Origin of the sequence: Aromatoleum tolulyticum, from assembly GCF_900156155.1 — a bacterium.
GTDB classification, from domain to species: domain Bacteria; phylum Pseudomonadota; class Gammaproteobacteria; order Burkholderiales; family Rhodocyclaceae; genus Aromatoleum; species Aromatoleum tolulyticum.
In genome coordinates this window covers 36,586-55,005 of record NZ_FTMD01000002.1, presented here as the reverse complement: position 1 = coordinate 55,005, position 18,420 = coordinate 36,586, and the positions used below count along the sequence as shown (strand labels likewise).

Sequence of the window (18,420 nt, the reverse complement as noted above, 5' to 3'; positions counted from 1 at the left end):
CTCATTCCTCTTCGGCCACCATCGAAATCGCGCCGTGCGGGCATTCATGGGCGCAGATGCCGCAGCCCTTGCAGGTCGCGAGGTTCATGTCGAACCAGCTGGCGCGCTCGACGACGCACTGCACTGGGCAGTACAGCCAACACACGGCGCATTTCACGCATTTCCTGCGGTCGACGATGGGACGCACCGAGCGCCAGTCGCCGGGCAGCATGCGGCTGTACTCGGTCGCGATCGGGCACAGCGTCTTCGGGATCGCACTCGCATCGAACAACGGCACCGCCTGCTTCTTCATGCGGCCTCCCGCTGACCAGTGCGATGCACCACGGTGCGCGCGTGGCCGAGCGCGAGCGCGCGGCGGTTCTGCACCAGGCCGCCGTCCCGGAAGCTCGTCTCTTCCAGCGCGCGGTCGAGCGCCTCGAGGGACACGAGGCCGGTCGCGCGGGCGAAAGCCCCCAGCATCACGGTATTGGTGATCGGCCGTCCGAAGACCTCGCGTGCGATGCCGATCGCATCGCACACGGCGATCGTCGCGACCGTTGGCGGCACCACGATGTCCTGCGGCGCGAGCCGGCTCGCCTGCACCAGCGTCCCGCCGGCGCGCAGCCCGGCGAAGATGTCGACGACGCGCGGCAAGGACGAGTCGATGCAGACGACGCACTCCGGCGCGTAGATGTTCGTCATCGCCCGCATCGGCGTCGCGGACGCGCGCAGGTAGGCCGCGACCGGGGCTCCCCGTCGCTCGAAGCCGAACTGCGGCACCGCGACGACGTGCTTTCCCTCGGCGACGAGCGCCTTCGCGAGTATTCCGGCGGCGAGCACGGTTCCCTGGCCGCCGCGTCCGTGCAGTCGCACCTCGAACATGCTTCCTCCGTCAGGCCGGCACGAGCGCGAGCACGCGCAGCGGGCTGCCGGAGCCGCCGACGAGCTTCAGCGGCGAGGCGACGACGACGGCCCCGGTCGGCGGCAGGCGGTCGAGGTTCGCGAGACTCGCGAGCCCGAACTTGCCGTTGCCCTGCATGATGTGATGCGTCCAGAACGGCGGATCGAAGCTGTGCGCCTGGCCCGCGTCGGTGCCCACCGTCTCGACGCCAACGCCGAGCACGTCGCGCTCCAGCGCGAGGAGCTCCGTCGCGCCGCGGTCGAAGCCCGGCGAATGCGGCCCGTCGTCGCGGCAGTTCAGGAACTCGGCGGCGCCGACGCGCTTCGACCAGTCGCTCCGCAGCAGCACCCACGACTTCGGCTGGATGCGGCCGTGCTTCGCCTCCCACGCGAGCACCGCGTCGCGCGTGAGCAAGTGGTCCGGGTCTGCCGCCGCCTCGCGGCTGATGTCGATGACGCAGGCAGGGCCAACGAAGCGCTCGGCGGGGATCGTGTCGAGCGTGTTGTCGGCGCGATCCTTGCCGCTGACCCAATGCACCGGCGCGTCGAAATGCGTGCCGGTGTGCTCGCCCATGCGGATCGTGCGCCAGTACCACGCCGGCCCCTTGTCGTCGTAGTGCGAGATCGTCTCGAAGCTCACGCCCGGCGAGTTCGCGAACGGCGGCGGCAGCGCGAGCACCGGCGTGTCGGGGCCGAGCGGCTGAGTCAGATCGACGACCGTGATCGAGCCGCGGGCGAGCTCCGCGGCGAGCTGCGTCAATACATTGCCATTGGCGGTCATGCTTTTCTCCTCATTCGTCGAGCGTGAAAGGAACCACGGCGGCACCCGCCGCACGGGCAGGCTCGCGCCCGCCGGCGCAGTCGCGGATGCGTTGCGGGTGGGTATAGACGGTCGCGGCAGCGCCACGGACGAAGCCGCACAGCGTGATGCCAACGTGTTCGGCGAGCGCGATCGCGAGCGAGGTCGGCGCGGACACCGCAGCGACGATCTCGAAGCCCGCGCGCGCGGCCTTCGCGACCATCTCGTAGCTCAGGCGCGACGACAGCACGACGCCGCAACCGGCGAGCGGTACCTCGCGCAGCAGGCATTCACCGATGACCTTGTCGAGCGCGTTGTGGCGACCCAGGTCCTCGGCGGCGGCGACGATGCCGGCGCGCGGCGAGAACACCGCGGCGGCGTGCGCACCGCCGGTGGTCCTGAAGAGGCGCTGCCGGCGCTGCATCGCCGCCATCAGCGCGGCGAGCTCCGACGTCGCGAGGCGCAACTGCGCCGCGACCGGCGCGAAGTCGTCGAAGCCCTCCTCGATCGCGTCGCGTCCGCCGCACAGGCCGCACGAGCTCGCGATGACGACGTCGCGCCGCGTCACTGCGGCGCGCTCGGGCGCGACGAGGCGGATGCGCACGACGTCCCGCCGGTCGGGGCAGACGGCCATCGTCGCGATATCGTCGACACTACCGATGATCCCTTCCGAATATGCGAAGCCCGCCGCGAGCGCGAGCCGCTCGGGTACCGGTTCGTCGCCGAGCACGCCTTCGCCGGCGACGAAGCCGGCGGCGCCGTCGTCGCGCCCTTCACCCTCGGCCGGCGTCCACATCAGCGTGTAGCGGCCGACGCCTTCGACGTCGATCGTCAGCGCGTCTTCGTCGATGACGCGGCAGCTTGCCTCGCGGCGCGCGTCCCCGGCGGTCAGCCGGAACGCGGACACCGCGCGGCTGCCGCCCTCACGCCACAGGCGGGCAATGCTCGTACGCATCGGGCGTCTCCGTCGCGGCAGGTCAGTGCCGGAAGCGGTAAGCGAGGCTCAGCGCCGGGTCGTAGCCCCCGGCCTTGAACACGAGCACGCGGAACGCGTAGTAGCCGGTGAGTTCGAGGCCGGCGACCGCGAGCATCCACGCGAACGCCGGCGGCGCGGCGAGCATCATCAGCGCCGAGACGACGAACCCCGCCCCGATCACGAGCGGCACGAACCAGCGCGCGAAGCCGCCCTGCAGCAGCATCGCGACCGACTGCCGCCCCGCTTCCGAGGCGCGGCGCGCGCCGTGCAGCAGGCTCAAGACCGTGACGAGCCCGTAGAGCATCAGCGCGACCGCAAGGACCTGCAGCAGCCGAACGGTTTCGGGCCGCTCGGCGAGGAAGGGCTCGCCGAAGCCGAACACGAGCGTCAGCAGCACCCCGTTCAACAGCGCGTAGGTCAGGCTCGCGACCGGCATCAGTCCGCCGCTCCACAGCGCGATCGCGGACGACTGCGACATCGCGAAGCCCTGGTACACCATGATGACGAAGCATGCGGCGAGCGCGACCGCGGCGACGAGCTGCGACACCGCGGTCGGCAGCAGGCCGGAACGGACGTCGATGACGTGCAGCGCACCCGCGGCGACGAACAATAGGATCGCTGCGAGCCCACGGCTCACCCACGACGTGCGCACCTTCGTCAGTGCCCGCCAGCCGCGCAGCGGCTGCCCGAGGTGCAGCACGTGCCCGCCGGCCTTGCCGACCAGCACCATGACGAGCCCGGCGACCATGCCGAGCACGAAGTCGAAGAACTGCGCGACGAAGTACAGCCCGGCGCCGGCTTCGCCGAAGAAGAAGGCGGTGGCCATCTGCACGCCCCACGCCTTCTGCAGGCCGACGCCGACGCGGAACGTCCCGTCCGCGATGCGGTTGCTCGCGATCATGTGGATCTCCTTCAGTCGATGTAGAAGACGCGCGGGTTGGTGTTCTTCTCGGGCAACGGCTGGCGCCCGCGGCGTTCCAGGATCAGTTGCCGCGGCCGGCTCGCCGGGTCGTCCAAGTCGCCGAAGATGCGCGCCTCGGTCGGACAGGTCGCGACGCACGCGGGCAGCTGGCCGGCGTCGACGCGTTCATGACAGAAGGTGCATTTGACAACGGTGCCGACGGTGAAGCGCCCGATGCCCTGCTCCTCAAACGGCGTCAGCCGCCCGCCCCCGAAAAGCCCCTCGTGCAGCATCTCCGGCTCGAGGCGCGTGCGCTGGTCGTACGGACACGCGACGATGCAGGTGCCGCAGCCGATGCACTTGTTGCGATCGACCATGACGATGCCGTCGGGGCGCGTGTAAGTGGCACCGGTCGGGCAGGCGCTCTCGCACGGTGCGTCCTCGCAGTGGTTGCAGATCGTCGGCACATAGCTGCGCGTGACGTCGGGATACTCGCCGACTTCCTCCGACAGCGTCTTCGTGAAGAACACGCCGTCGGGCAGGCTGTTCTCCTGCTTGCACGCGACCGCGCACGCGTTGCAGCCGATGCAGCGGCGCAGATCGAAAACCATCCCCCACGTGGCCATCAGTGCGCCCTCCCCATGCCGCTCATCTTTCCGAACACCGAGTTGCCCGCGGCGACATCCGTCGGCACGCCGGCAAGCTTGATCAGCCTGACCCTGGCGACCGTCTCCGGCTGGCCGCTGCACGCGTCGGTGTGCCGCAGGTTCGCCGGCAGCAGCTGGTTGAAGTTGCCGCCGCCGTGGCGCACGCCGGTGTTCTGCGTCGCGACCCGCGACAGCGCGTTCGACACGCACACCGCATCGGGATGGACGCCTTCGGACAGCGCGAGCTTCGCGACGATCGCACCGTACGGCGACTCGATGCGCACGACGTCGCCGTCGTCCAGCCGCTTTTCACGCGCGGTCTTCGGGTTCAGCAGCACCGCGGTATGCACCGGGTCCTTGAACACGATGTCGTTGATCCACGGGTTGCCGATGCTCTCGCCGAAGTTGATCTGGATGTCCTTGAACGTGATCGCGTAGAGGTCGAAGTCGGCTGGCTCCAGATGCACCGGGTCGGGCACCGCCGTCGGCAGGGGCTGGTAGTCGCCCCACTCCCACTCGTGGCGGAACGGCACGTCGGCCGCCTCCATCTTCTGCCGCAGCGTATCGCGCGCGCGGACGATGTCCTCGAGATAGAAGTGCAGCCGCATCCCGTCCCACGGCCGGTACCACTTGTCCGGACGGCGCGGCGTCACCGCGTGGCCGTGCTCGACATACCAGTCGAGCCCCTGCCCGTTCCACAGCTTGCCCTTGCGCTCGGCGATCTCGCGGTCGCTGTATTTGCGGTTCGGCTCGAGCAGCAGCTCGGGCTTCTGGTGGAAGCCGTTGACGAAGTTGAGGATGCCGTTCCAGGTCTCGAGCAGCCCCAGCCGCTCGGAGATCTCGTAGAAGATCTCCTCCTCGCTCTTCGTGTCGTACAGCGGCGGCGTCGCGGGCTGGCGCAGGCACATGCCCTCGTGATGCGGCGGCTCGATCATCGTCATGTTCCACGACTCGAGCAGATCGTGCGACGGCAGGATCACGTCGGCCCACTCGTTCGATTCGTTCGGCAGGATGTCGATCGCGACGATGAAGCGCATCGAGCGCAGCAGGTCGTACCATTGCTCGCGGTCGCCGGGCAGGTTCCACAGCGGGTTCGAGTGACACATCAGCAGCGTGTCGGGCTGGTAGTCGAGCCCGAACTTGTCGGCGTTCGCGAGCGTGTGCTGCGTCAGGTGCCCGGGATCGACGCCGATCGGGAAGAAGCCCATCAGGTGCGTCTCGTTCGGCGGCCACGAGAACGGCACCTCCGGATGGAGCTGGTGCGGCATCGTCTGCAGCATGCCGTTCTCGCCGGGCCGGATGGCGCCGAAACCGCCGCGGATGTCCTGCATCTGGTCGTCGAGCGTGACGCCGACGTGGCCCCCGGGGGTGTCGATCGCGCCGACGAGGAAGTTCACGAGCTTGAACGCGTGGTTCGCCATCGCGCTGTACTTGTGGCCCTGCGCACCGCGGTAGTAGTTGTACGCAGCGGGACGCAGCGGCAGCACGCGGCCGTCGATCTCGATGAAGGAGCCGATCTGCGCGGCCTTCGCGAACTCACGCGCGATGCGCCGCGTCGTCGCCGCGGGCACCGTCGTCAGCTTCTCCATCTGCTCGGGCGAGCAGTCGCCAAGGATGTCCTTGAACTTCTGGAACGCTGGCCGGCAGGGCTTGCCGTCGATGGTGTAGGTGCCTTCGAGCGCGAAGTCGTTGAGCTCGGGGTCGTCCCACAGCCGCGCGCGGTTGTCGACGGCGTCCCACACGTAGATCTTGCCCTCGCCGTTGCGCACGAAGTAGCCGTCGGGGCCGACGAGGTAGGGCGCGTTGGTGTCCTTCTTCAGGAATTTCGCGTCGTAGAGCTTCTCGGCGACGAGCACGTGGGCGAGTCCGAGCGCGAACTGGCGATCGGTCGCCGGCCGGATCGGCACCCATTCGTTGGCCTTCGCGGCGCCGATCGACAGCCGCGGCTCGATGACGACGACACGCATGTTGCGCTCGACGCGTGCCTTCGCAACGTGGTTCGCCTGTGCGGCGGTGTGCAGGTGCGACGAGAAGCCGTCGCCGCCGCCATTGTTGATCCAGTAGTTGCAGTAATTGACGTCGTTCGCCGCGGCAAAGGCCGCGTGGATGAACCCGTTCATCGGATGGTAGCCGCCGCCGCAGAAGTTGCCGACCGACGACAGGTAGTTCGCGTTGCCCAGCGCCGCCGGCCACGCCCACAGGAAGAGCTTCTGGAAGTCGTTGATCGCCGGCATCAGCTTGCGCGGATCGTCATCGAGCGTCTTCCTGAGCTCGCGGCCGACGAGATCCAGCGCCTCGTCCCAGCCGATCGGCTCCCATTTCGGATCGACGCCGGGCCCCTTCTCCGGGTTCGTGCGGCGCAGCGGCGTGCGGAAGCGCGCCGGATCGTAGTGCCGCATGATCGCCGCGTTGCCCTTCGGGCACAGCCGCCCGTTGTTGCTCGGGCTCGTCGGGTTGCCCTCGATCTTGTTGATGACGCCGTCTTCGGTGACGTGGATCCGCGTCGTACAGGAGTGGATGCACATCTTGCAGCTCGAATTGAGCCACTTTCCCGGTTTCATCGAGTTCTGCACCGGCTGCGTGAGAGTCTCCATTGCCGCTCCTCGGTGGAAAGTCGCGTCGCTTATCGAGGATCAACACTATTGGAGCGCCGCGGGTGGGGCTATCCGGCGACTGCGGCGCCTATCCGGGGACTGCGGATGTTTGCCGGAGCGGGATTTGTAGGGCGGAAAAGCTGAAGGCGCCTTCCGCCGCATCGTCACGTCTGCACCGGGAGGCGCTGTGCATTCGGCCAGGCGATACCTGGTCTTTGGGCCTACAGGTTCTTGGCTACGAATGATCGCCAAGCACGGGCGCCACGCCAAAATCAACTACGATGAGCGCCAAATGGCGTTACGCCGGATGAGCCCGAACATGCGGTCTGCAAGGAAGAGGATGACGGGAAGTCCCTCGGGGATGGGTCAGGCGTCATCGGTGACAAGGCGCCCGCCATTTCCATGAGACAGTCCGAGGTTCCTCAGCACCGGGGCGAGTACTTGGTTGAAAACTTCGGTAGAAACGTCTATTCCGTGCTGCGCTTGTTCGGGAGTAACCGCTTCGCCTTGATGAATTACGGCGTTTCGAAGTACCTGGATATCCGCTGCTTCGCGAAGTAATGGCTTCGCCTCTGGCTTTCGACGCAGCGTGGCCAGTTCAACGCCCGCCAGTTCCAGAAACATTTTCGCCAGAAGCTTTTCATACCTCATAAAGCCAGTTTGCGATAGTGCAGCTGCTACTACAAATTCGGCCAGCGATCCATTGTGGACAAGTCCGTAGACTACCGGCCGGAGCAACGATGACTTGAGAAACAACTCGGTAGCCGATGCGGCGAATACCAATGCAGCACTGTCATGGCCGTTCGCAAGAAGCGCCTTCGCTTCCTTGAAGGCCCGAGCGGCTGGTACAAGAACCTCCGGGTGTGCGAGGTAGTAGGAACGCAGGCGTTCGTTCGTGAACTCGGCGATCGCTTGTTCTTTGTGTTCAGGGTACAACTCACGAGACATGCTCTCATAAGCTTCGTCCCAAGCTGCATCTTCCGGGCTGTAGGTCACGGCAGGAGAGGTCTAACGTGGTAACCGGAGTGTTAGCCGGGGATTCCGCACAGGATGCCGATGGCGAGACGATGGAAGCGGCAGTCTACGAGTCACTTGCTCTCGATTTTCTCCTCGTCAGAATCGTCCCATGCTGGCGGAAGAGGGAATCTTCTAACATTGGGAGCAGGTGCTGCGGTGATGTATGCAGACCCGTCGTTCCAAGTGTTTTCGCCGGATGCCGACCAAATCGGCAAGAACTCAAGCTGATCTGGGGTGTCCTTCATGTATTCCCACATTGTCACAGGCAACAGATCGCCGCCTTCGAGCACTCCGACCAATTCAGACAACCATCCAGCATACTGCCAATCTCGCCCCGCACCGCGCTTTGCTACATCAGCGAAGCGGAGCAAGAACTTCTCGGCGAGAGCTCGCGCGTTGTCGCTCTTGGCGTCTTGCCAATCGAAATAGCAGTTACCGCCACCGGCAGACGAATAAATCGGCACGCCTTCCCAAGCGTTGTCCTTCAGAGACGCCCCATTCCGTAATGAGAATCCGTCCCTTGGCGCTACCGCGAGACGCCACGCTAGCGGATGCTCATAAGGCATGATACGCAAGCGCTGAAATCCCATCCGGTGCAACTCACTGACCATGCGGATTACTCGTTGCGCCCGACGCACCCATTCAATATTTGATTTCACAGCTCACCTAATCGGGACGTGCGAGTGAATAAATGGACGCTGTAGATACCCCGGTCATAAACAACTTTCCAACGAGTATCGCATTTATGAGAAAAGACTCTTCTCGATGAGTGCCATGTTCCTGTTCGTGTAGAAAAGATCAGGTTCATGCCGAGCCGGGCGTACATGGATTCTGAAATCAGGAGTCGCTGGGGATTGTGCGTCGAATGTGACCAAGCCAATACCAAATATCTGGCACAAGGAGTCGAGTCGCGATATCTCTTCCTTCTGGGACTGGCGAGGAACTACCAGGTAGACTCTGTGGCTGAACAGCTTATATGCGCATGCTTGACCGAAGGCGGTAACGAGTTGAAGGGTCTCGGTCTTTATCTCAGCGGAAACGATTTCTGTAGGGCCTTTGATGATGTCACTACGCATTGATTCGCGCTTCCCGACGACGTCAGGCGTACCCCACTTATCTTTGAACTTATTACCGCCAAGTGGAATTGCATGGGTTACATCTTCAATCTCGTTCTTGAGCCAGTCGGCGAAGGGCGCGTAGAAATCTTCTTCCGTTACTTTGTTAGCAGTCGCCGTAGCAGAATTCGGCAGAGTTGGCACTTCTGTATCCGATGGACTGTTCTTCAGGAGACGGAAGAGTCCTTTGGATGGCTTGTACACCTTCTCCGGGTAGATGGAGTCAAGGTTCCAGATGCAGCCGTTGATTGTATTCGGATTGAAAGTGCTATCTGTCTTCAAGATCTTCGCGTGTAGTTCCGAGTACCGTAGTCCCTCGGGATGCTGCGCAAGAAGCTCCAGTGCTTTCGCTTTAATGCGTTCGGTAACTTTGGTCGGTTGCACGGTGAGTTCTAAACGTTTGACATGAGTGGCGGGCGTAGGCAAGCGCGGCTTACCGGAGCCGTCCGCTCGATGGAGGGGTTATGCGTCATCGCCGCGCTGGCGACTGAATAGAAGGAAGTGCATGAGCGCGTAGAGCCGATGGAAAAGGTAATCGAACTGCTCAGGCTGGGCGAGCGATATCTTGTCGGTTTCGAAATGCCGGATGTGGAAAGCGTTCCCAATCTCTGTAAGTGTCTTTGCCTCTGCCTCAAGGTACGTTCTGAAAGCAGGATCGGGTGACGCGCGATCCAACAGGCGTATCACCGAAAGCTTCTTGTTGCCTTGGACCTCCACAGATTTCAGCCTCTCCCAAGCGTCCCATAGTTTCTCCGTCGCTTCTGCACGAGCCTTGGGGGCTGGATCCTTGAACTTGAGGCATGCATCCCGAAGCATCGAGTCAAGAAGGGCATCCCCGCTGGGGGGCAAGTTGCCCATCGCTTCAAAAAGAACCGGTGGTACTGCCCGCGACTCTGTTAGGCGCTTCATATCACGGAGTAAAGGTTCGAGGAGCTTGGCAGCGAAGGCTTCCACGTGGTCCGACAAGTTTCGTCCCGAATAGTAGAACTGGTGAACGAAATCGAGGAAGCGTACCTGCTTCGATGCAATAGCTCGAACAAGGGCGATTTGCATCGCGACGCGTTCGCTTCTGTCAACAGGCCACTCGAGTACCCCTGACCCAACCATCGACCCAACCGATCCTTGTGTCTTACCGAACCATTCAGAAAATATTGGCGCTGGCAGTACTGCTGCAAGGAAGCCGGACATTGGTTCTTCGTCCAGTTGGTATATGAGGCGCTCAAGAACGCTTTCGCAAGACTGGAAGGAAGCGTCCCGAAAGTCTGAAATGGTCTCTTCGAGGTCTTGCAACGACGGGACAAGGACGGAAGTCACGGTAGTCATTTGATAGCGTCAAACCGACGCATAACGAAGTGGAGCTAACCGACCGCCGGAGCGCGCAGCGCGGAGGTCCATAGATGAGTACGTGATCGACGTCATGATCGGCCTGCGGCCGGTCTGCAAAGAAGAGGTTGACGGGAAGTCCCTTGGGGCAGGGTTAGGCATCACTTGAGCGGCCCCTTCTTCTTGTTCACCTTCTTCGCGATGGCCTTCAACTTTTTCCCCTTGGCTTCGTAGATCTCAGAAAGTGCGTGCTCGAGAAGGTCGTACGTCGTTCGGACATCTCCCGCGTTGGGTTTGTCGCCATCGTGGCTGCCTGCATTCCCGAGCCACTTTACTGCCAACAGCATTTCTTTCAGATCGTCGTACTTCGGAGGAAGCAGTTGGATTCTCTGGTGCAGGTTAACCGGCCTCCGCTTTCCATTTGACAGTACAAACCTCTTGATCCCGAGGTTCGTCAGGACTGCTTCCACTGCCGCTCGTGTGCAGTTCAGCGCGGCCCCTGGATCGGCAAAGAACAGTGCAAAGGATTCGGTGAGATGAGCAGCTGCCTCTGGCGGACAGTTCTTCGGGATGTCCATCAGGACCAATGGTGGATTGAAGTACTTTGGCGTAAAGCGGTCGTCGGATGACTGCGCCCATCCGTGCTCTTCATCCTCGTACTCGAAGAAATCCACCCGACCTTCTCCGCAGCAGGCAACTACTTCCTTGCAGTCGGCGTTCGTGCACTCGAAGACGCATGAGAAGACGTATCTGATCCAATCCGGCTCCCACGCCTCGTGTTCGTGTTCGCGCAAGCTTTCGGGCGTCTCCTTGTGCACCAGCGTCTTCGGCACTAGGGCGAGGTGGCCAACGCCACACTTTGGGCACGGCCATTTCGGAACGTGCTGCTCGGTGAACGGAAGATGGAATGAAGTGCGGTCCATGGTGGTTGTGATGCCTAACGTCGGTCGACACCAAGTGTCGAAATTAGAATGTTATCGGACAGCGCGAATATCCTGTCGCCCACTGACAAGCCGATGTTTCGTAAGGGGAATCTAGACATTTATACGTCATGGTGTCCGAGAGCGTGGGGAAACCTCCCTCTCCCGTGTCCGTCGCCTCCGGACCCCGATGCTGCTCGACCTCGTGCGTGAACGCTTCGGTTGAAGCATCACAGCTTGCATACCGGAATGGCGTACCTCGTTGGATCAGACGATACAACATGTTTCGGGGGCTGCACCATCCCCGTGACATTGGAAAGCGCCAGATGAAGGCGTTCCTGACATCGTTCGCGGCGGAGCGCGCGTCCTTCCCAATATGAAAAAGGGGCGCTTTCGCGCCCCCCTCTCCTCAACCTGCCCCGCGGACCTCAGCTGCCGCGCATGTACTGCACCGAGAAGAGCTTCGTCGGGCTCATCTCCTGGTCGAGGTGCACTTTGAACTTGCCGGTCGAGCAATGCTTCGCCTGCACATCGATGATGCTGAAGCCGTCGTTGATCGCCACGCCGCGTCCGGCGTTCTTCGGCATGTGGCTCTCCGAATCCGTGTAGGCGATGATGAAGGTCTTCCACAGCTCGCCCTTGCGGTCGTAGATCTCGTTCAGGCTCAGCGCGTAGGTCTCGGCGTCGACGTAATGCACGCGTTTGCTGATGACGTGGTCGGGATTGACCGGCACCGATTCGATGACGTAGGTCTTGCGCAGTTGCCACGTCACGTTCGGGAAGCACGCCCCTTCGCCGCCGAAGTCGATGAACTTGAAGCCGTCGGCCTCCTTCGGTTCCTCGGCGAGTTTCTGCTTGTTGTGGGCGTAGAACGGCACCAGGAGTTCGCGCGTGCCCTTGTATTCCCACTTCATGTCGCGCATGCGGCCGTTGTAGCCCTCGAAGTCCTCCACCATCAGGTCCGAGCCGAGGAATGGGTCGGTGACCTGGTTCGACGCCAGGCGGCGCACGCGGCGCTGGAAGCCGAGGTAGAGGTACACCTCGTCGAGCTTCGCGTCGTCCGAGAAGCGGCTGATCAGGAGCTGCGTGTCCTTCAGATCCTGCGGCTCATGCACCTTCAGGTAGCCCGAGCGCAGCAACTGCGAGGGGTTGGGCTCGACCTCCGGGCGCGGATCCTGGTCGACGCGGTGCTTCCACTGGATGATGTGGTATTCCTGCTTCAGCGTGCGCTCGACCTTGCCGCTCGCCATGTTCTTGTATTCCATGTGCCACGGCCAGATCGTGTAGCTGTCGCCGATGCGGTTGTTGTGCTGGAAGTTCCAGAACACCTTCTCGCCGGCGCGCGGGTCCTTCGCGTCGGGCTCCTGCGGGAACGGCCGGCCGGCGACGAAGCCGACCAGATCGCCGACATTGGGGCCCAGCGACACCTTGTTGAGGTTCTTGCGCGTCGCATCGATGTAGTTCTTGCTGATGCCGAACGAGTAGGTCTCGCCCACCGCGAGCGTCGTCTGCCCGCTCTTGATGAATTGCGCCATGCTCGGGATCAGCGCGGCCTTCGCGGCCTCGACGTTGTTCTTGTCGATGACCATGCCGGGCTTGACGCCGGCGACCGTCGGCACGCCGCTCTTGTACGGGCCGAAGCTCTTGTCGACGTCGGCCTCGGTCGCGGCCTGCGCCGTGCCGATCGCGCCGGCCGCCAACAGCATCGATGTCATTGTCTTCATCTTCATTGTCGTCCTCCTCCGGGAATCAGAACTTGTACTGCAGTACGAACTGCAACTCGTCTTCCTCCTGCGCCATGCCGATCGGGCCGGCGCGGAAGCGGCCGAGCGGCTCGAATCCGCCCAGGCCGAGCGAGCCGTCGTTCGGCCCCTGCCCCGGCGAGGCGGAGAACGGATGGAAGGGGTTGCAGGTGCGGCAGTCGTCGAACTTGCGTGCGCCGCGGCCGACCTTCACGTTCGCGCCGACCGTGAGCTTCAGGTTGTCGCTGACGAGCCAGTCGATCGATGGCGCGATCGTGGTCGCCTCGCCGCGGAAGTCGTGCGCCATGATCACCTGCGGGCTCAGCCGGTCGTTCATGTAGAAGCCCTTCAGGAGCAGCGTGAAGATGTTGTTGTCCTTCCAGTCCGGCATGCCGACCTTGCCGAGCGGACGGTCCTCCAGCTCGTGGTCGAGCAGGTGCTGGCCGAACAGCTGCGCCGAGATCAGGAACGCGCGGGTCTTGTTGAGGAACGGGATGAAGGTCGGACGATCCCAGCCGACCACATAACGGAACACACGCGACTCGGAGAACAGGCGCTTGCGCAAGCCGTTCGGGAACTCCTCGCCCTCGGTCAGCGCCGCCTCGAGCCGGAATACCGATTTGATCGCATCCACCTGCAGATCCATCGATCCGCCGATCAGGTTCACCCGCGGGAAGTGCACGTCGAATGCGATCAGGTACGGGTACGGATGCGGTTGCGGCTGCGTGTCGACGGCACCGACCGGGTCGAACGGGTTGTTCGCCGGGATGCCGCCGCGCAGCGACGGCAGCTGCGAGCGGTAGGTCAGCGCATTCAGCGAGAAGCCGACGCCGCTCTTCTGGCCTTCGAGCTTGACGCCCAGCTGCGTGTTCGACAGCGACCAGTTCGGCAGATGCGCCTTGCGGATGCCGATCTGGTTCGGGCCGAAGTCGGTCGCCGCGAGCCCCGGCAGGCCCAGGTTCGCGAAGTTCGCGACGGTGCCGCCGTTGTCCCACAGGTTCTTCATGCCGCGCATGAAGCAGCCCGCGTCGAGGATCACGTTCGGGCTGCCGCACTGGCCGATGTTGTGCGGCCGGAACTTGTCGAAGTTCCACACGACTGCGAAGTTGAGGTCGTCGAAGGTCTCCGTCGCGCCCGCCCGGTACTCCGCCTGCATGATCCACATCGGGATGCGGATGTCCTGGAGTTCGTCGTAGATGTTGTTGCGCGAGTAATCGACCGGGTTGATGACGTCGAGCACGCGGAAGAGGTCGGTGCGGCCCCACACGACCTGCTGCTTGCCGACCTTCATGAACAAGGCGGAGCCGTCGTCGAACGGCACGGAGCCGGTCACGTAGGCCTCGCGGATGAAGTCCCAGCGGTCGTTGAACTCGGGCGACTCGAGCTCTTGGCGGGTCGCGTCGAGGTAGTCCTTGATGCAGCCGCGCGAGTCCTTGTCGCACGGGCGCACCGGCACCGCGAAGGCGACGCCGCCGTCGGTGCGGTGGAGATGCTCGCCGAGCACGACCATCCCCTCGTTCGGGTTGTAGCGCGGCGCCGACGGGTCGGTCGAGTTGAAGCCGAAGGCGCCGCCGCCGGGCAGCCCCGCGAGCCCGGCGGTCAGCGGGCTGGTCGGGCTGCCGAGGCCGTCGCCGTGCGCCACGCTCGAACCCGGGATGCCGACGGTGTTCTCGAGCCGGACCGCGCCGCCGGCCTTGTTGCCGTAGGTGTCTTCATTCAGACGATAGACGCCGTCGAACGTGCCGCGCAGCTTCAGGTTCACACCGACGTCGTCGAACGCGCCGCGCCGGCCGAGCTGGCGGTCGATGTCGACCTTCAGCGTGTTGCGGAACTTCGACAGCCCGACGTCGCGGCGCGCGAACGTCGCGTTCTCATAGACCACGTCGACGCGCGCCTCCTCGTTCGGAATGTCGCCGGCCGCGGCGCAGCCCGTGTGCACAACGCCGACGGCGAGCGTCAGCATGCCGGCCGCGAGCGGCGCGTTGCGGCGATCCTTCGTTGCGGATTTCCTCACCTTCGTCCTCCCCTCGTTGTTGTCGGCCGCCGCGTGAAGCCGCCTGCAGCACGCCGTCTTCGTCGAGCCGTGCCTTCGTGATGAAGGTCGGCTTGAACATCACGACCCACGCCGGCATCAGCAGCATCGCGGCGAGCGCGTTGAGCACCAGCATCAGGGTCAGCAGCAGCGCGGAATCCGCCTGGAAACGCAGATCGGACAGGAGGACCCACATGATCACGCCCGCGATCAGGGTCACCGCGGTGAACACCACCGCGAAGCCCGTCGTCCCGGCCGCGATGCGCACCGCCCGGCCGAGGTCGCCGCACGCGGCCGTCTCCTCGCGGATGCGGTTCATGATGTAGATCGCGTAGTCGATGCCGACGCCGATGCCGACGGCGATGACGGGCACGGTATTGACGTTGATGCCGATGCCCATGGCGCCCATGTACGCGTAGGTCATGACCGTGGCGAACAGCATCGGCAGCACCATCAGCCAGCCGGCATGGAGCGAGCCGTAGGACATCGTCACGAAGACGAACGCCAGCGCGAGCACGAGCGGCACGATCAGGCGGTTGTCGTCGTCGACGGCGTCGTTGATCGCGGCATTGACACCGATCGCGCCGCCGCCCAGGCGCAGCTCGAAGCCCTCCACCGCCCCGACCTTGGCGATGCCCTGCTCGGCCACATGCACCGCGCGCCGGATCGTGTCGGCCTGCTTGTCCTTGTAGTAGAAGACGAGGTTCGCGTCGCGCTCGTCGGCGTCGAGGAACTCGGCGAGCGCGCCGGGGATCGGGCTCGCCGCCATGTACGCGAAAAGCAGCCCGCCGACCGCCGAGGCCGACTCGGGAATCTGGTTCCAGCGCGGGTCGGTGTTGTGGATCAGGCCGTTGACCGCGCGCACCAGGCCGGGCAGCGCCTTGGTGCCGCCGAGCGCCGGATCGAGCAGCATGTGGTGCTGGAACTGCTCGATTGCGCGCAGTACCTCGGGCCGCTTCAGCCCGCCCTTCTCCTCGGTGCGCGCGACGATGTAGAGCTCCTCGGAGCCGGGAAAGCGCGCGTTGATCGCGCGCGACGACACGTTGTAGTCGTGGTCCGGATACAGCAGCGGTGAACCGGCCTCGGCCTCGCCGATCATGACCCGCGCGGCGAGCACGCCGCCGACGACGAACAGCACCGCGGCGACCGCCAACACTGAGGCCGCCGCGCGGCGGCCGGCCACTGCACCGAACACCCGCTCGACCGCCGCATGCGCCCAGCCGCGGCGGTTCTCGGTATTGCGCGGCGCGGGCAGCAGCCACAGCAGCAGCGGCACGACCAGCAGCACCGTGAAGAACACCGAGAACGCCCAGAAACCGGCGTAGTAGCCGAGCTTCGTGTTGATCGGCGCCGCGCCGAGCGCGAGTACGGCGATGCCGATCGCATCCACCGAGATCGCCAGCGCCCCTGGCCGGAACAAGTCCTCGAACGCCGCGCGCGCCGCGACGCGGCCGTCGCGACTCGTCTCGAGCTCGGCGTAGTAGCGCTCGACGAGCTGGATGCTGTGCGACATCGCGCGCGCAGCGATCAGGAACGGGATCACGAGCGACAGCGGATCGAGGTTCCAGCCCATCTTCGACACGAAGCCAAGGCCCCAGACCGACGACAGCGCGATGCCGACGAGCGGCAGCGCGACGCCGTAGAAGCGGCGGAAATACGCGACCAGCAGCCCGACCATCAGCAGCAGCGTGTAGAGGAAGATCTGTAGGATCTGCGGCAGATAGGTGTAGACCCAGCCGATCAGCACCGGCTGGCCGGTCGCGTGGATCTTCGTGCCGGCCGCCTGCTCCTTCGCGCGCGCCGCCTGCAGCTCGGCGAAGATCTTCTCGTAGTCGATCGCGCCGGCTTCGTTCATCTGCGCCTTGACGAGGGCGGCTTTCGCGTCGGGCGACACGAGCAGTCCGTAGATGCGCGGGTTCGCGCGGACCTCCTTGCCAAGCGCATCGAGTTCGTCGACCGACAGCGCGGGACGCTGCGGATCGTAGTACGGCTGGGAGCGCATCTCGCCGTCCTCGGTCAGCCAGATCTTCCGCGACGTCCGGTGTGTCAGGCTGGAGACGAGGTTGTGATTCACGCCCGACAGGCTGTCGACGGCCTGCGTGACGCGGTGGATCAGCGCGAGCGTGTCGTTCGTGAAGATCGTGCCGTCCTCGACCTCGACCGCGACGACGACCTGGTTTGCGCCGCCGAAGGTGTCGCGGATCTCGTTGTGCAGCCGGATGAACGCATGGCGCTGAGGCAGCAGGTCGCCGAATTCGGTGTGCATCTTCAGCGCCGGGATCTGCAGCGCGAAATACGCCGTGACCGCAAGGATCGCGACGAGCACGAGGCGCGGGAACGCGAAGATCTTCAGTTCAAGTTCGTGCAGCGCGTGGGTGAATTGGTGTCGCACGGCCTCTCCTTACTTCGGCGTTGCAGGGGTCGGGAAAACGATGTCGAGCGTGCCCGCGCCGCCCGCGACGAGCAGGCCGCGCCCCGCGAGCGAGAAGCCGCTGCGCAGGTAGGGCGCCGGACGGCCCTCGACCGGCCGCCACTGCCCGTCGGCGAGTGCGAGCACCAGCCCGTTCGCGCCGAGCGCATAGACGCGATCCTCGTGCCGGGCGAGTCCGTACATCGGCGCGCCGGTCGGATTCGACTGCTTCTGCCAGCTCGCGCCGCCGTCGGTGGTGTGCAGGATCGTGCCGGCGAGCCCGCTGACCCAGCCGGTCCGCGAATCGGTGAAGAGCGCGCCGTACGGATAGAAGTCGTTCGGGATCGGCGCGCCCGCCTGCCAGCTCGTGCCACCGTCCTGCGTCGTCAGGAAGCTGCCGAACTCGCCGGTGATGACGCCGTGCCGCTCGTCGACGAACTGCACCGTCGTGAACATCTGGTCCTCGCCGAGCGACGCGTCGCGCCACGTCGCGCCGCGGTCCGCGCTCGACAGGATCGCGCTCTCGCTGCCGACCACCCACACCTGCCCCTTCACGTCGCAGGTGACCGCAAGCGGCGTCGCCCCGCTCGTGATCGGGCGTGCCGTCCAGCTGCTCGCCGCGGCGTCGGCGATCCACACGCGGCGCCCGAAATCGAGTGCGACGAAGGCGCCGTCCGGGCACACTGCGGCGCCGATCAGCGACGCGCCGGCATCGACGACCTGGCGCCTCCAGCTCTTGCCGGCGTCGTCCGACGACACCACGACGCCGTTCCCCCCGACCGCGACGAGCACGCTCGAATTCGCGACGGCGGCCTGGAACTGGTCTGAGCGCAGCACCGGCGCGGACTGCATCGCGGCAACCTCCTGGAGGTTGGCCGACGCGCTGCAGCCGAGCAGACCGGACTGCGCGAGCGCGAACGGCAGGACCCAGGTACGGATTCGGTCAATCCCAGTCATGAAATCCCCTTGCGATCTGCAATGGCTCCCCCTTCTGGGGGGAAGGCGAAATCTGAGGCTGGGGTTGGATGTCCGTCGTGCGACTGGGCCGATTCCGGTTCCGGCTCT

At 64.6% G+C, this 18,420-nt stretch carries 16 protein-coding genes; all 16 read right to left on the bottom strand.

The window, feature by feature from the left end; genetic code table 11:
* Position 1 precedes the first annotated feature (1 nt).
* The 16 genes from padF to BW991_RS02735 all read right to left on the bottom strand — a co-directional run bounded on the left by padF (position 2) and on the right by BW991_RS02735 (position 18,312).
* Positions 2-292 (bottom strand): NADH-dependent phenylglyoxylate dehydrogenase subunit delta, encoded by a 291-nt coding sequence (padF, locus tag BW991_RS02810; protein WP_076600588.1) that lies wholly within the window; start codon positions 290-292, stop codon positions 2-4.
* Positions 289-861, bottom strand: coding sequence for an NADH-dependent phenylglyoxylate dehydrogenase subunit gamma (gene padE, locus BW991_RS02805; protein ID WP_076600587.1), 573 nt, complete (start codon positions 859-861; stop codon positions 289-291). Before padE ends, padF begins: the two co-directional genes overlap by 4 nt.
* A 10-nt stretch (positions 862-871) precedes the next feature.
* Positions 872-1,660 carry a cyclase family protein gene (locus tag BW991_RS02800; protein ID WP_076600586.1) on the bottom strand — a complete coding sequence of 263 codons (789 nt, stop codon included), beginning with the start codon at positions 1,658-1,660 and terminating at the stop codon, positions 872-874.
* 10 nt (positions 1,661-1,670) lie between these two features.
* A complete protein-coding gene (fdhD, locus tag BW991_RS02795; protein ID WP_076600585.1) occupies positions 1,671-2,633 on the bottom strand; it encodes a formate dehydrogenase accessory sulfurtransferase FdhD in 963 nt (320 codons plus the stop codon).
* A 22-nt stretch (positions 2,634-2,655) separates the two neighbouring features.
* Positions 2,656-3,555: a DmsC/YnfH family molybdoenzyme membrane anchor subunit gene (locus BW991_RS02790; RefSeq protein WP_076600584.1), complete on the bottom strand. Its 900-nt coding sequence runs from the start codon at positions 3,553-3,555 to the stop codon at positions 2,656-2,658.
* Positions 3,556-3,566: 11 nt separating this feature from the next.
* A complete protein-coding gene (locus BW991_RS02785) occupies positions 3,567-4,166 on the bottom strand; it encodes a 4Fe-4S dicluster domain-containing protein (RefSeq protein WP_244551586.1) in 600 nt (199 codons plus the stop codon).
* Positions 4,167-4,180: 14 nt separating this feature from the next.
* On the bottom strand, positions 4,181-6,796 hold the full coding sequence (locus BW991_RS02780; RefSeq protein ID WP_076600582.1) for a molybdopterin-dependent oxidoreductase: 2,616 nt from the start codon (positions 6,794-6,796) through the stop codon (positions 4,181-4,183).
* A 366-nt stretch (positions 6,797-7,162) separates the two neighbouring features.
* The gene (locus tag BW991_RS02775; RefSeq protein ID WP_076600581.1) at positions 7,163-7,792 is read right to left on the bottom strand and encodes a hypothetical protein; all 630 of its coding nucleotides are present in this window, start codon (positions 7,790-7,792) and stop codon (positions 7,163-7,165) included.
* 92 nt (positions 7,793-7,884) lie between these two features.
* The gene (locus tag BW991_RS02770; protein ID WP_076600580.1) at positions 7,885-8,424 is read right to left on the bottom strand and encodes a hypothetical protein; all 540 of its coding nucleotides are present in this window, start codon (positions 8,422-8,424) and stop codon (positions 7,885-7,887) included.
* Between the two features lie 132 nt (positions 8,425-8,556).
* Complete coding sequence (locus BW991_RS02765) at positions 8,557-9,354, bottom strand: hypothetical protein (protein ID WP_212566850.1); 798 nt, start codon at positions 9,352-9,354, stop codon at positions 8,557-8,559.
* A 36-nt stretch (positions 9,355-9,390) separates the two neighbouring features.
* Positions 9,391-10,251, bottom strand: coding sequence for a hypothetical protein (locus BW991_RS02760; RefSeq protein WP_076600578.1), 861 nt, complete (start codon positions 10,249-10,251; stop codon positions 9,391-9,393).
* A 161-nt stretch (positions 10,252-10,412) separates the two neighbouring features.
* A complete protein-coding gene (locus tag BW991_RS02755) occupies positions 10,413-11,174 on the bottom strand; it encodes a DUF4145 domain-containing protein (protein ID WP_076600577.1) in 762 nt (253 codons plus the stop codon).
* Between the two features lie 425 nt (positions 11,175-11,599).
* Positions 11,600-12,901, bottom strand: a complete 1,302-nt coding sequence (locus BW991_RS02750; protein WP_076600576.1) for a DUF1329 domain-containing protein — start codon at positions 12,899-12,901, stop codon at positions 11,600-11,602.
* A 19-nt stretch (positions 12,902-12,920) separates the two neighbouring features.
* Positions 12,921-14,876: a DUF1302 family protein gene (locus tag BW991_RS02745; protein ID WP_076600969.1), complete on the bottom strand. Its 1,956-nt coding sequence runs from the start codon at positions 14,874-14,876 to the stop codon at positions 12,921-12,923.
* Positions 14,785-17,337, bottom strand: coding sequence for an efflux RND transporter permease subunit (locus tag BW991_RS02740; RefSeq protein WP_244551585.1), 2,553 nt, complete (start codon positions 17,335-17,337; stop codon positions 14,785-14,787). Before BW991_RS02740 ends, BW991_RS02745 begins: the two co-directional genes overlap by 92 nt.
* Before the next feature lie 9 nt (positions 17,338-17,346).
* Positions 17,347-18,312: a YCF48-related protein gene (locus BW991_RS02735; protein WP_076600575.1), complete on the bottom strand. Its 966-nt coding sequence runs from the start codon at positions 18,310-18,312 to the stop codon at positions 17,347-17,349.
* Positions 18,313-18,420: the final 108 nt, after the last annotated feature.